The organism is Mesorhizobium sp. P171375 (assembly GCF_057786075.1).
On record NZ_JBYNWF010000001.1, the window covers coordinates 6283290 to 6297841 of the forward strand.

Genomic DNA, 14552 nt, shown 5'->3' on the forward strand with positions numbered 1-14552 from the left:
CGGTGCTTGAGTCCTTTGTCATGCCCCCACGAGCAGCAGATCGCCGCCGTCTCCAAAATGATACGCTGCATGCTGTTTGAGGTTGACCTGCGTGAGCACGGTTCCGACTGGAACAGATCCGGGCTCCTCGGGCTGAAGCAATTCCAGGACACCGCGTGCAACGTTGCGCGGTGTCTTTGCCCAGCGTACCGCAAACAGAACGGAATCCGCCCAACCCGCCAGCAGACGGGATTCCGGGCCTCCGAGCCCCGGCGGTCCGTTCAGGACGACGAAACTGTAGACTGAGCCCAGCCTGTCCATAAATTGTCGCGGCGCGTCCATTGTGAACAGCAACTTCAGGAGGTCATCCGAGAGCGCCGGCGCAGCCATGAAATCGACGCCGATCTCAGGCATGCTCGAAATTACACCCTCCAGATCACAGCGCCCCTTCGCATAGTCTCCAAAGGATCTGTGCGGTTTCAAAATACTAAACTCGCTCACGAAATCGCTCGTAAGCCGCGCGTCGTGGCGATCAAAGTCGATGAAAAGCACACGGCCGCCCAGGCGCGTTGCCGCGAGAGCCAGGCTCCATGCGAGCTCGGTCTTCCCATCGCTTTGGTCACTGGACGTAACAAGCACGACCTGCGACGGGCGCCCCCTTGCCTGAAGCGGCGTTGCATTGACCAGCAGGGACATTGCAGCCCGACTGTATATGGATTGCTGCTGCCCAAGAACCAGCTGTTGCAGGCGCCTGGCACTTGGTCTTGAGACCTTCGGGAGCAATCCCAGGCATGGGAAGCCGAGGGCTGTTTCAGTCTCCGCCTCACCGCGCAAAGTCTGATCGAGACGATTGCCGAGAAGGACAAGGATACCGCCAATGAGACCAAATACGACCATGCCGGGTGGAATAAGGTAGACCGGCGAAAGGCTCTTGGGGTTCCTCGGCGGCCATGCCGTCGAAATTATCGAAACTCCCGACGAGGGGCTTGCAATGCGCCGGCTCAGATCCTGTTGTCTGGTCAGGAGCTCATTGTATCGCTGCGTCAGGATAGTAACCTTTGGTTCAAGTGCGCGCATCCCTGAAAGTCGGCCCGCAGTGTCGGTTACTACGGCTTCGAGGACATTCTTGCGCGTCTCTAGCGCCGCGATCTGGGCACGGTACGTACTCGCCTCCGCAGCGATACGTGCGATGCCCTGTTCGATCTCACGGTTAATCGCCCCCGCGGGATCGTTTCCTGCCGTATTGTCTGCCGGATGGGCCAGAAGGTCGGCGAGCGCCGGCGATCCAATGACGTCCGCAAGCGCGGCCGGTGAGGCGCCCGACTTTTGCAGGTCCTGGATTTTTTGAAGACGGGACTCTGTCGTGGTGAGATCGGCCTTCGACAAGGCAAGCTGTTGGTTGAGATCAGCTGTTTCCCTGGCAGCGTTGTCGGCTGCACCCTGATCGACAGTGCCATGGCTCAGCCGATATTCCTCCAGACGATCGGTCGCTTCCGCCAGATCACTTTGGACCGTCGGCAGAGCGGCAACGATGGACGCGAGCTCCGCCCTGTCGGCGGTTTGGCTGTTGCGTGCGAGATCATCGACATAAACCCGGGCGAATGTGTTGGCCACCAGGGCTGCCCGCACAGGATCCTTATCGCTGAACCCGACGGTGATAACACGCGATCGCAGTTCCTGGCCAACTCGCAGTCCACGTCGCAACGTCTTCAGTTCTGCGGCATCGTCACTGCCATGCAGCAAGATTCGATCCAACAAATCGGCTGCAAACGAACGCTTTTCCGTTGGCGCCTCAGGAGCCGATCCCTGCGCGACAGAACCACCGACGTCAGCCTGTTGATCAGCTTCGGTCTTGCGCAATGCCGCAACAACGCGACGCAGGTGCCCTTGCGACAGGAGCATGGTCAAATGGTTGTCGATGCTTGTGTCCAACATGTCCTGACCACCTGTGCCGTCAGGCGCAGTCCTCATCGAACTATCGACGATCACCTGTGTGGTCGCTTCGAACACAGCCGGGCGCGAAAAGCCAACAAGCCCTGCAAGTGCGCCGCCAAAAACGACCATGGCAAGCAGGAACCATTTCCGCCTCGCGATGGTGATGATCAGTTGGCCGAAAGGGGTCTGCGTGTCCATCGGTTCACGCAACCGCCGCCGCATGCGTGGATTGGTCTCGTGCACAGCTACCCGCATCTCTGTGGTGCGCGGAAGCTGAATGCGACTGACAATTGAACCTTCCATCTCAAACTCCCGTCAACTCAAGCGCGCCCGGCAGGGCTGCTGATGCCACTGATGGCCGATCGGCGTCGTGGCGCCATGCAAGGAACATCAACGTCGCCCACAAATCACGAGAATGATCCCGTTTTCCATCGAGGTGATCGCGCCAGCACGTCTGAACTTTTGCCACGTCGAAAAGCTCATGTCCGGAGTGGCGCATGTCAGCCAGAAGATCACTCGCCCAGGCACGCAAAGGCCCTCTCAGCCAGAGCGCCATAGGAACGTCGAAACCCTGCTTTGGCCGGTTTATCAGTCGCTGAGGAACGTACCGGCGCAGCAACTGGCGAAGGAGCCACTTGCCTTGTCCATGGCGAACCATTGCATTCGCCGGCATCCGCCAGGCGAATTCGACAACTCGGTGATCAAGAAGAGGGCATCGGCCCTCAAGGCTGTTGGCCATGCTGGCGCGGTCCAGTTTTACCAGGATGTCGCCAGGCAGATAGCCAGCCATGTCGTTGTACAAAAGACGGGACAGCAGGTCATCCAACTGAGGCGCGCGGCGAATTGATGTGCGTGGCCCGGGGAGCGTTAGATTAACTGTCGATGAGCCTGTCAGTCGTTGATACAACTCCTCTTGATCGGCGGCAGAAAACAGCCGAGCCAGCCGATCCAGACGATCGCTGCGCAACGCGTGCCGAGTAAGCCCTGAAAGCGGCAGCTTGCTGAAAATATTGTGACGGGTTGCGCGAGCCATCAGCGCAATGGCCGCCGCAAGGGTCTCCCGCAGCGGCGAGGGCATACCATGCTGTCGATTGGCCCGCGCCGCCATAAGGTGGCGGGCGTAGCCGGCAAAACACTCGTCGCCACCGTCGCCCGTCAACGCGACCGTAACGTGCTGGCGAGCGAGCCGCGCCACCAGCAGCGTCGGTATTTGCGATTTATCGGCGAACGGCTCATCCCAAGTCTGAGGCAGTTCTGGAATGATGTCACGCGCCGAGGCCGGCGAAAGGTGGAGTTCAGTATGGTCTGTGCCCAGATGCCGCGCAACCGCGGCGGCATGAGGAGCCTCATCAAATCCGCGCTCGCCGAACGCTATGGTGAATGTGCGTACAGACTTTTGCGATTGAGCCTGCATCAGGGCTACAACGGTTGAGCTGTCAACACCGCCGGACAGAAACGCGCCCAGCGGCACATCGGCGTTCATGCGCTCCCTGACGGCAAGTCGTAGTAGCGCATCGAGTTCACTCGTCAGTTCTTCGTCGCTGCCGACCATAGGGTCCTGTCGGCCTTTGGTGGCCACTTCGGCCAGTGACCACCAAGCTCGCACACGATGCCGAACGGAGCCGGTGCGACGCGCCTTGGCGAAGTCTTCGGCCGTCAAGGACAGGACCGAGCCTGGGGGTAGCTTGAATACCCCTCGCCAGATGCAATTGTGATCCGGCACCCATCCTCGCGACAGCATCGACCTGGCCGCATTGAGATTGAGTTCCGGATTGAAACCCGGGAAACACCTGATGGCTTTCAACTCGGAGCCAAAAACAAGTGCATGGCGTGTCGGGGCGACATAAATTGGCTTTTTGCCCATTCGGTCGCGAGCCAGGTGAAGGGTCCTTGTCTTCAGATCCCACAGTCCAAACGCGAACATGCCGGCAAAACGCTTGAGTGAGGCATCAAGCCCCCAATTTTCGATCGCGCAGAGTATAACCTCTGTATCGCATGCTCCGCGGAACTGATGGCCGGCGCTCTCGAGTTCCCGGCGCAGATCGCGGAAATTGTATATTTCACCGTTGAAAGTGATGACATACCGGCCACTTGCCGAACGCATCGGCTGAAATCCTGCCTCCGACAAATCGACAATGGCCAACCGGTTGTGGCCGAATGCAATGCCGGCTTCACCATCGCTCCAGAAGCCTTCGCCATCAGGGCCGCGGTGACGAAGGGCAGCCGTCATTTGCGATATTGCCCGCAGCGGCCTTGTACTGGCTGAGTCAGGGGCAAGTAGGATCCCGGCAATCCCGCACATGCTATCGGCCCGCCGCTCGTGCAGTTGCCGCAGCCGGTTTGGCTGTTCCGGCAACCAGGCAAAGAGTGATTGAAAACCAAACGATCGGGTGGCGAATGACCAGGTGTGGGAAGCCGAAGATGCCTATCGACAACACGAGCGCCACCAGAGCGTCGAGGCCTTTGCGCCATGCCTGGATTGCCGCGGTGCCAAGAATCCACAGCAGGGCGAGGACCGCGAGAATGCCCCCTTGAGTGTACGTATCAATCAACGTGCTGTGAGCCTCGAAAGGCAGATCGATAAACTCCTTGGTCACGACATTCCTGTCGACATGAGGCCCGGGGCCAAGGCCAAGTGAGGCGGAGCCCAAGCCCTTGCCCAAAGCATTGGTCCAGATGTTGATACGCAGATTGGCGGTCTCGGCTGTCGCCTCGCCGCCTTCTCCTTTGGTCAGGCTCTTGGCAAAGTTTTCGACACTGGTCGCTTCCGCAAGCACATAGGGTGTTGCAGAGATTGAGAGAGGAAGCAGAGCAGCCAATGACAGGAGCAGGACCTGGCGGCCGAGCGAGGCTTGTCCGCCTGTGGTGACCCAGGTCCGGACACGCAGCAGCAAGAAGATCAAGCCGGTCAGAACGATCGTCAAAAGATAGGTGTCGCTCTTGGTCAATCTCCCGACATAGACGATGAGAGCAATGCTCGCGAGCGCGTACGCCCTGGCGATCATGCTATGGGTTGTTACCGCCAGATGCAGCGCAAGAGGGCCGAAAAGTGCGCAATAAAGAGCCAGCTGGTTTGGATTGTCGGACCAACCCGTGAACCGGTCCCAGAACCACGGGTTTACTCCGGACTGATGGATCAGATTGAATCCAAGTGCCAACTGGAAAGCAAAACATCCATTCGCAATTGCGATCACCAGCCATGAGGTGCGGCGCAGATGGCGATCCGCGTTCGGATCTGCCGCAAGCAGGCATGTGACGGAGGCCAATAGCAGGTAGGCGATCGTGTCGTGTATCGGCGCTTCCAGATACTGAACGGTTGTAAGCATGCCGACGATCAGGCCCAGGCTGAGGGCGAATGTCATGATCGCCCAGAAGGCACTGAGAATGGAAAGTGCCGGCGTGACCACGAGTTGGCCCCCCGCAAGTACCCGGCCCAACGATATGAGGATCCACGAGGACAGAAATAGTTCGCTGATGCCGAACGGCGCTCCCGGGATCTCAAGTTGAGATGCGTAGGCCATCGCGACGCCGCCGGCCAATAACACGTCTCGAATCATTGGCGCACCTCGCCCAGTCGGCCGAGCGCGGCATCCTTTCCAGCCTGCGAACGCAAATCTGCATCGCCAAGGGATCTGGCGCCAAGGACCTGATTGTAGAGGTCGCAATACTGATCGATCACCAGCGGCAGCGCGAAATGCGTCTTGACGAATTCGATAGACCGATGACCCATGGTCCTTCCGCTGCCGCGGTCGGACAAGATTTCTATTATTCTTGACGCAAGACCATCTGCATCATGGGCTGGGACCAGATATCCATTCCAGCCGTCTTCGACCACCTCATTGCAACCGGGCATATTAGAAGCGACGATCGGCAATCCCGCCAGTCCCGCCTCAAGCAGGACACGCGGAACTCCTTCCCGATATTGCGTTGGAAAGGCGAACAGATCGGCCATGCCAAGGAGGGCGGCAACGTCCTGTCGTGGACCCAAGGCGATGACATGAGGGGAATACCGATCGATGTCCGATTTGGCGACGGCAAACGGACCCTCGGATTCCCATGGGCCGACCAGCACAAAACGCGCATCGGGCCTCTTGGCCAGGACGCGGGGGACAGCCTCAAGCAGTGTCGGTATGCCTTTTTGACGAGTGAGCCGGCCGACAAAAATTACAACTTCTGCGGACTGGAGCCCAAGCTCTTCGCGCAATTTCTCTGGCGACGATGTGAGATGGGTTGCGGCAGCGAATGCATCAACATCGATTCCAGAACTGCGGATCACTCTTCCGCTACCGCGTCCGATCAGTCGGTAGCGCTCAAAGAAAGCGTGATCGTCCCGATTTTGGAATACTGTCGCAGCCGTCCAGAATGACGAAAGCCACTGCAGTGCGCAAAAGACTGGACGAAGGGCCAGAGCCCTTGGCTCCAGAGATGAAAACGTCCAGCCCAGCCCATTGATTGTACGGACGACCGGAACCGTCCCGCGCACCGCCAGTGGTGTTAATAGATTGGGCTTCGTGTCAAAGCTTTGGACAATATCCGGACGGAGCTCCGAAATCAGTTTTCGAATCGTTTTGATGGCGCCGCTACTGCCGCTGGAAAACCGGTCGAAGCCATAACGACGATGCGTAATGCCATGCCGCGAGAACGCGGCCTCATCGCCGGTGGAGACTGCAGTGACCCGAAAGCCCCTTTCGCGCATCGACAACAGGAACGGAATTCTAAAGGCGTGATCTTCGCCCCCCACACACACGAGATGCGGGTTCATTCCCCGTCTCCTGACCGTGCGCATAACTCCGATCGCGCGCACTGGCCGGCTTTTGGTCCTGCTTTCATTGTCCTTGGTTCCGCTGCCTGGAACTTGTAATGCCAAGCTCCACGGTACGGTCAGGCTTGCCGACTGTCCTCGTCCGTTTGAATGAGCGAGTTCCACTCGTGCGCGCAGGGTCTCCGGCTTGGACCGAAATGATGCGCGTCGTCTCCCGGCAAGGCGCCTGAAGGCGCGCTTATGGTGGCCTTCCCTCGCCGGCGGTTTGGCCTGGTTCATTTACCCACCGGCCATCTCCCCGATGATGCGACCGGGTCGCAAGACACCGTGACCTGGCTCAACACCAGTACAGAAGTTCGCAGGCAGACACATGTCGCACAGAAAGCGGTTCCTTTTCCGCCGCCTGTCGACTGCCTTCAGTAAGACGAATTGCCGGACATTAAGATTCGAAGGTTTCGACGCATCTCCTGAGAGATGATCGGCTCAAGAAAGCATCCCAAGAACGGGGTTTCTTCCAAAAAATTGCAGGTTTAACGCCGATGTTTTGAGCTCTCAGTAACCACGCCAGTAATCAGTGATTGTCAGCGAGTATCGGTTTTGATTTGGTACCGACAACGCCGCCGATTAGGCAAGGCAAGCGTGGTGTTGGGCCTCGTTGGCTTGAGGTTGCCGAGGTGTTCAAGGCTCAGATCAATGTTTCTATCAACGCATTTCCGTATTTGATTTGGCGCTAATGTAGACTCTCGGCTAGGCAGGGGGTGGGGCGCTACCAGTCAGAAGAGAGAACCTTCGTATGGCTACGATGCACTACGCCTATGGCGCCCCTGCCGCAGCAGCTGCAGCCAACGGCTTCAACCTGGTCGATCTCCAGTACGCCTCATCGGTCAACGCCCTGCCGGATGGCTCCAAGGCCTTGATTTGGCTCAATGAAGGCAACGGGGTAACCGCTTCTTTCATCAACAAGGTGACCCCTCTTATCGGCAATTCGAAGGTCTTAGCTTTTTATCTCACCGATGAGCCGGATCCCACGGGCAAATATCATACTCAGGTCAGCGCTGCCAATCTGAAGGCCGAATCGGATTGGATCCACTCCCATTTCCCGGGGGCCAAGACTTTCATCACTCTGATGAATATGGGCTCGTTCAACACCCCCGACTACACCAACACCTACAATCCGGCCAACACCGGCATCGATTTCTACGGAATAAATCCCTATCCGGTGCGATCGACGGTCGTCGACTTTAGTTACATCGACCGTTCCGTGACGGCCGCGCTGAATGCGGGCATCCCGCTGAGCTCGATCGTACCCGTCTATCAGTCGTTTGGCGGTGGTGGCTGGGCGACCAATACAGGCGGCTCCTATGTGATGCCGACCACTGCGCAGATGCAGACTATGATGGATCACTGGGAAAAGCTGGTTCCTTCACCTGTCTTCGATATGGCCTACAAATGGTCCTCGCAGAACGGCGAAACGTCGCTTGGCAACACGCCGTCAATGCAGGCTTTTTTCCAAGATCACAACAGCCAAACCGGGACAACGACCCCGACGCCAACCACGCCAACCACTCCTCCCCCTGTCGATCCTACTCCGACCACGGACAAAGTCGTCGGTACCAGCGGCGCCGATATTCTTCAGGCAGTCGGCGCGCACACGATGACCGGCTATGGCGGCAACGACACATATTATGTTGACAGCGCTGGTGACCGGATTGTCGAGGTTGACGGCGGCGGCACGGACAAGGTTCTCACATCGGTAAGCTTTGCGCTCTCCGCCGGCTCCTCGGTGGGGTCTCTAACCACCACAAATGTGGCCGGGACAGCGGCAATAAACCTGACCGGTAACGAGTACGTCCAGACGCTCGAGGGCAATGCCGGCAACAACACGTTGAACGGGGGCGGTGGCGCAGATACCATGATTGGCCACGGCGGAAACGACGATTACTGGGTAGACAATGCCGGTGACAAGGTGATCGAGACCGCTGGCCAGGGTCAGGACAGGATATGGACCTCTGTAAGCCATGCGCTCTCGGCCGGCTCGTCGATTGAAGTCCTTGGCACCACGAGGGAGTCTGCCACCACGGCAATCAACCTCTCCGGCAACGAGTTCGCCCAGACCATCCAGGGCAATGCTGGCAACAACGTCATCAGCGGCGGCGGTGGCGCCGACACACTGACCGGTTTTGGCGGCAAGGATGTTTTCGTCTTCAACACTGCGCTTGGCGCCGGAAATGTCGACAGGATCACCGACTTCGACCCGTCGAATGACAAGATCCACCTTGATGATGCTATCTTCAAAGGGCTCAAGGTCGGAACGCTCGCCAGCGCTGATTTCTATAGCGGGACGGCAGCACACGACAGTACCGACCATATTGTCTACAACAGCACGACCGGAGCGCTCTATTTCGACAGTGACGGAGCCGGTGGCGCCGCTCAAACGCAATTCGCCACGCTTGCCCCACATCTCGCGATCACATCAAGTTCATTCGTTGTGGTCTGAGAACGTCAACTGCCCTCGCGCTGGCTTCGTGATGAATGAAGCAGCGCGAGGGCAACTGTGCGCGGCTTCCTGCCGGGCGTATGGCTCACGAGGAACCCACGCGCCTGAGACGTTGTCTCTGTAGGCAGAGGGCACTGCAGGCAGGGGCCTCGGCGCTGACATGCCTACAAAGCCGACCATCATTGGCGAAATCCTCGAGATGCAACAACCTGTTACAGACTATAGCGCACCGACTGCGCCGTTGGGCCTTGCTGTCTGACCATGCCCCCACCTTGCGAAATCGGCGGATCTCGCCGAGCTGGCGTTCCCAACCCTTGGAACCCGCTCCGGAGGCGTCACCCGTTTCGCGCGCGCTCGCCAGAAGCAGCTGAGTCCCGTTCGCAATCGTGCACGGCCGATATGTCCGCATCAGGCCTGCCTCGTCCGGGGCAGTTGAATCCCGATGCAATCGCCCGCAATTCCCCTCTGAGACTGAAGTCACATACGCCCGTCATCTTCCGGGATTAATGGAAGGTATCTGCAGTTTGGGGCGTGACCATGCCTATAGCTAACGATCTGCTCGACGTGGAGCTCCAGTTTGAGTGCCCGGTCTGCAAACATCCAATCATTCGAAATGGCTCATGGTTTAAGTCGATTTCTCGCTTCACCTGTGACGGCTGCGGGGCTGGGCTTCGGCTAGGTTATTTCGACAAACTGGCTCTGTTCGACAGGCACAAGCATTTGGTCCACTCGCGCTGGCGATCAACGGGATCGATTGAATAGTTGAATCGTCGGATGCAGCGGTCATCGCACGCTCGCTGGCAGTATCTTGCTCGCCCAACCGCATCGCGCCAAAAGCCAGAGTGCATCGCGTCCGCTTTCCGGACGCCTGGTCGAACCGCGGTACCTGCTATCCTGGTTCAAGCGCGCCACCTTGGGCTTTGGATGGGGTAGCATCCAAACGAATTCACGAGAACCAAGCAAGCCCTCGGGCCATTCTCCATGGCCGCTTTGCCGTACGGTCCCATCGGCAAATCGACGCATTCCCGCACACGTCTCGCAGTAAATTTGGTATGCATATGCGAGGGAGAGGGGGAAAACAGATGAAACACGATCCTGGCTTGCCGACCGGCGCGACGCCGACGCTCCTGTTTCCGAAGACCTGATGCAAAAGCAAAGCAAGATCTCATGTCTTCTTCAGATGTGACCGGCTCATCCAGTCCCGCAGGCTGGGGATTGGCTGCAAAGCTGTTTACAACCCTCGTCTTTCTTGGCGCGATCGCCGTCATGGTCACCGGGGCGCTCGGTTACTTCCGCGCCCGCGACGCTCTCGAAAAAGCGGTCTTCGACCAACTCACGGCCGCTCGTCAGACCAAGACGCGCCAGATCGAAACCTACTTCCGCACGATCGAGGCGGAACTGCGCCTGCTTGCCACTTCAAAGATGGTGGTCGATGCGACACGCGAGTTCCGGACCGCGGTCGACCAACTCGACCGGGCAGGCGCGCCGCCCGACCTGCGGCAGAGGGTCGGCGATTGGTACGCTGAGAACTTCATCCCCGGAATGACGCGCACCCTGGGCCGGGAACCAGCCCTGTCGGACTACCTGCCGGTCGATGGTGCCCCCTACTATCTGCAGTATCACTACATTGTGGACAATCCCAACCCCGCGGAGCGGCGCAACCTTCTCGACGACGCCGGCGACGGAAGCGAATACTCCAGGCTGCATGCCATATATCATCCATTGATGCGCGCTGCGGCTACCACGGTCGGCTTTTTCGATCTCATGATTGCCGATCCCAAATCAGGTCGCCTGATCTATGCGGTCCAGAAGGAGGTGGATTTCACCACGTCTCTTCAGTTGGGTCCGTACCGCAGCGCCAACGTCGCGGCCGCCGTCGCCCGCTGCTCGCAGATCGCGGACCCGTCAGCCATCTGCCTCGTAGATTTCGCCTCTTATGCGCCATCAGGCGGCGCGCCGATCGCCTTCATGGCAGCACCGGTGATTGCCCAGGGCGTCGTCATCGGCGTGCTGGTCGCGAAACTGTCGAATGATGAGATCGACAACGTCGTCACCGGTAACCGCCGCTGGCGGCAGGAAGGGTTCGGCGACACGGGTGGGGCCTATCTCATCGGACCCGATTATCTGGCGCGCTCTGGCCCGCGGGCATTCTACGAGAACCGGGATAGCTTCTTCGCCGACCTCAAATCCGTCGGCGCCTCGGACGAGGAGATCGCCGCCATTCAGCGTTACGGGACACCAGTGCTGCATCAGCGCATCGACACCAAGGCCTCCCGTGCCGCGCTCGCCGGTGTCGAGGGCACGGGCGAGATCATCGGATACCGTGGTGTCCCGACGCTCGCTTCATGGGGACCGCTCGCGATTTCCGATCTCAAATGGGCTATCGTCGCCAAGATCGACAGCGCCGAGGCCTTCGCACCGATCGCCGAACTCCGCCGGGATCTGCTGCTCGCCGGAGGACTGGCGATGCTCGTGGTCGCGGCCACCGCCGCCTGGCTTTCGCGCGCGCTGCTCGGACCGCTCCGCGATCTCACTGCCGGGGTCAAACGCTTCTCTGCCGGCGACTATGCGACCAGCGTGCCGGTCCGCACGCGCGACGAGATTGGCGAACTCTGCTCGGCCTTCAATGGCATGGTTGAGGATCTGCGCCAGAAGAATGTCGTGATCGAGACCAAGAACCGCGAGAACGAGCAGCTGCTGCTCAACGTCCTGCCGGCACCGATCGCCAATCGGCTGCGCGCTGGCGAGGAGAGGATCGCCGACGGCTTCGCCGAGGTCACGGTCGCCTTCGCGGACCTGGTCGGGTTCACGGCACTCACATCGGACATGCCGCCGCACGATGTCGTGATGTTTCTCAACGGACTCTTCACGCGCTTCGACGTTGCCGCCAACGATCTCGGCATCGAGAAGATCAAGACGGTGGGCGACTCCTATATGGCGGTGTGCGGCCTGCCCGTGCCGGTGGCCAACCACGCCGAGCGCATGGTCCGCATGGCCATCCGCATGGTCCACATTACCCGCGAGCACGCGATGGAACACAACGTCTCGATGAAGCTCAGGGTTGGCGTCAACAGCGGGCCAGTGGTCGCCGGCGTCATTGGCAAGAGCAAGTACATCTATGATTTATGGGGTGACACTGTGAACCTGGCGAGCCGCATGGAGTCTGGCGGAGTTCCCGACTCTGTTCAGGTGACGCGCCCCGTCTACGAACAGCTCAAGGACCAATTCGTCTTCGAGCCGCGCGGCGCTATCGAAGTCAAAGGCAAGGGAAAAGTGGAAGCCTGGGTGTTGAGATTTTAGTCGCGGGGGCAGCTCCGATGCCGGTTTGCCCTCCACCTGTTCGGCGTCAATGGCTTTCGCCGCCGGCGCGACTTGGGCGTCCTGAGGGGAGCGGACCCGAATGTCCGCTTCGCGCCTCAACGCGGTCAGCCGGTCGTCGTTCAACTCGATGCGCTCGTCAACCGAGCACCGCCCGGAGCCCTGAGTCGTTCTGGCGGAGACGTTCCTCGATCCATTGCGCCGTGCGGTCGTAGGCGTCCGAAAACAACTCGGAATGCCGACTCCAATCCATGAAGGTGCTCGAAACCTGCGGACAGACCAAGACATCCTCGTCGCCGACAGCAATGTCCTGAGGCCCGTGTGCCAGGATACTCGCGGCAATAACCTGAAGCATGCTCGGAACCTGCGGCAGGCGGGGACGGCCGAAAGGGTTCAGCAGGGCGATCGCCAGTTCCGACCTTCCGGGGATGCGGTCATAGTCGATGTGGTATTTTTGCGGTCCACTGGACCCAAAGCTCACGACGACATTGGGGCCGGTCTTGAGTTCCCTCATCTGTTCCAGCGGCAAATTGTTCATGATGGCGCCGTCCACCAGCATATCGCCGTCAGCGGTAAAGAACGGCGGCAGGACACCCGGGAGCGAGCCGGATGCCCGAACGGCCTGCCAGAGTTTTCCACGACGGTGGATATGGGGCTGACGGCTGCTCAGATTGGTCGAAAGCGCAAAGAACGGAAACCAAAGATCTTCGATCAGAACTTCGCCGTATTCCTCCCGAAGGGCTCGATCGAAGGCCTTGTGATCCAGAAGCGCGAAACGCGGCAAGGTGGGGCGCCGAAACGCCCAACTCTTGACAAATATGTTGTGCGTGCCGCGGTCGATCTGTTCTGCGTCCAACCCTCTTGCGAAGCCGGCCATCATCGCCGCTCCGGAACTTGTCCCGCCGAGATAGTCGAAGCGCCCGCCCGCCTCGACGAAGGCCTTGTAAACGCCCAGATGGGCGCTGCCCAGGGACCCACCCCCAGCCGCCACGAAGCCACGTGCCTTGCAGGAAATAAATCGGACCAGGCGCTGGATATCAGACGCGTCCTCCAGCGCAACATGATGATGCTGGCCGACATGGGGGCGCTCATCGAGCCACGCAGAGGTGCCGGAGACCGCAGTCGAGCGATTGTCGTGAATTAAGACAAGGCGACCGGTCGATGGTGGATGGACCGATAGCGCCAATTCCTCGGACGTGTTCAAGCGAGGCGAGGAGGACGCATTCGCTAACAGCAGGACGGTATCGGCCTGGCGAATGCAGACTCGTGTCCATTCATTAGGTTCTTCATCCGCGACGTAGACAACGAATTCAGCTTGCGCCTCCAGTTCGTTTAACCAGTTAAGGACCGGCTGGTCGTCGATCGGACGACCTGGGAACTTCGTGTGAACGTCAAGCCGGGAAACGAACTGAGCGCGCGTGACCGCGCCGAACTCTTGCTGTAGGTGCCCGATGAAAACCGGTGAGATGCGACTTCCGCCGGCTGCAATGATGGCAAGCGTTCGGATTTTGGCAGGTTTCTGGAGACCTGACAAAATCGGAGATTGCGTGGCGAACCGGCGCGCCAGAGATATTGTGACCGCCTCTCTCAGGTTCGGCAGAGCCTCGGCCGCCTTCTCGAAATGACTACGACTGATTTCAAGGACGATCGAATCGCGCGCTGCAAGGACAGTGGCCGTACGGGGCAGCCCTGCAAAGAAACCAATTTCGCCGACCAGTTCACCCTGCGCGATCTCGGCGACCGAGCCAATCCGATCTCCTTTGTGTACCGTAAAGCGACCGGACAGCACGACGAAGAACCTGTCCGATGGATCGCCTTCGCGAACCAGGACCTCACCGCGCCTTAGGACCCGACGGTCGGATTCGGCAGCCAAAGCCTCGAGCGCCAGCAACGACGCACGATCGAACATCAATGTCGCCGACAATAATCTCGCGGCGAGAGAATCGGCGGAGGACATTTTGAGCCATCCGGGGAACGCATTCGCTTCGGTATTGTATCCTGTACCGCTCGTGTTTGCAGCATCGCAAGGCGATCCGAGCCGAACCGCAACGTTGCCGGCTG

7 protein-coding genes are annotated in these 14552 nt (G+C 59.3%); 2 read left to right on the forward strand and 5 right to left on the reverse strand.

Annotated elements, in window-relative coordinates; genetic code table 11:
* Positions 1-18: 18 nt before the first annotated feature.
* From ACYHH6_RS30695 to ACYHH6_RS30710, 4 genes are read right to left on the reverse strand one after another with little or no spacing between them, the layout of a single operon-like run.
* Positions 19-2217, reverse strand: coding sequence for a GumC family protein (locus ACYHH6_RS30695; protein WP_352586379.1), 2199 nt, complete (start codon positions 2215-2217; stop codon positions 19-21).
* 1 nt (position 2218) lies between these two features.
* Positions 2219-4216 (reverse strand): asparagine synthase (glutamine-hydrolyzing), encoded by a 1998-nt coding sequence (gene asnB / locus ACYHH6_RS30700; RefSeq protein ID WP_488500503.1) that lies wholly within the window; start codon positions 4214-4216, stop codon positions 2219-2221.
* 1 nt (position 4217) lies between these two features.
* Positions 4218-5471 carry a polymerase gene (locus tag ACYHH6_RS30705; protein WP_352586377.1) on the reverse strand — a complete coding sequence of 418 codons (1254 nt, stop codon included), beginning with the start codon at positions 5469-5471 and terminating at the stop codon, positions 4218-4220.
* The gene (locus tag ACYHH6_RS30710) at positions 5468-6676 is read right to left on the reverse strand and encodes a glycosyltransferase family 4 protein (protein WP_352586376.1); all 1209 of its coding nucleotides are present in this window, start codon (positions 6674-6676) and stop codon (positions 5468-5470) included. Before ACYHH6_RS30710 ends, ACYHH6_RS30705 begins: the two co-directional genes overlap by 4 nt.
* Before the next feature lie 793 nt (positions 6677-7469).
* Here ACYHH6_RS30710 and ACYHH6_RS30715 point away from each other — a divergent pair.
* A complete protein-coding gene (locus ACYHH6_RS30715) occupies positions 7470-9173 on the forward strand; it encodes a calcium-binding protein (protein WP_352586375.1) in 1704 nt (567 codons plus the stop codon).
* Between the two features lie 1167 nt (positions 9174-10340).
* Positions 10341-12473: an adenylate/guanylate cyclase domain-containing protein gene (locus ACYHH6_RS30720; protein ID WP_352586374.1), complete on the forward strand. Its 2133-nt coding sequence runs from the start codon at positions 10341-10343 to the stop codon at positions 12471-12473.
* Positions 12474-12630: 157 nt separating this feature from the next.
* On the opposite strand, the gene ACYHH6_RS30725 is transcribed toward ACYHH6_RS30720, so the two are convergent.
* The gene (locus tag ACYHH6_RS30725; RefSeq protein ID WP_488500504.1) at positions 12631-14448 is read right to left on the reverse strand and encodes a patatin-like phospholipase family protein; all 1818 of its coding nucleotides are present in this window, start codon (positions 14446-14448) and stop codon (positions 12631-12633) included.
* Positions 14449-14552: the final 104 nt, after the last annotated feature.

Bases quoted from the DNA above. Each gene is read 5' to 3' on its own strand.
- ACYHH6_RS30695 (WP_352586379.1), bottom strand. From the start codon at position 2,217: ATGGAAGGTTCAATTGTCAGTCGCATTCAGCTTCCGCGCACCACAGAG.
- asnB (WP_488500503.1), bottom strand. From the start codon at position 4,216: ATGTGCGGGATTGCCGGGATCCTACTTGCCCCTGACTCAGCCAGTACA.
- ACYHH6_RS30705 (WP_352586377.1), bottom strand. From the start codon at position 5,471: ATGATTCGAGACGTGTTATTGGCCGGCGGCGTCGCGATGGCCTACGCA.
- ACYHH6_RS30710 (WP_352586376.1), bottom strand. From the start codon at position 6,676: ATGAACCCGCATCTCGTGTGTGTGGGGGGCGAAGATCACGCCTTTAGA.
- ACYHH6_RS30715 (WP_352586375.1), top strand. From the start codon at position 7,470: ATGGCTACGATGCACTACGCCTATGGCGCCCCTGCCGCAGCAGCTGCA.
- ACYHH6_RS30720 (WP_352586374.1), top strand. From the start codon at position 10,341: ATGTCTTCTTCAGATGTGACCGGCTCATCCAGTCCCGCAGGCTGGGGA.
- ACYHH6_RS30725 (WP_488500504.1), bottom strand. From the start codon at position 14,448: ATGTCCTCCGCCGATTCTCTCGCCGCGAGATTATTGTCGGCGACATTG.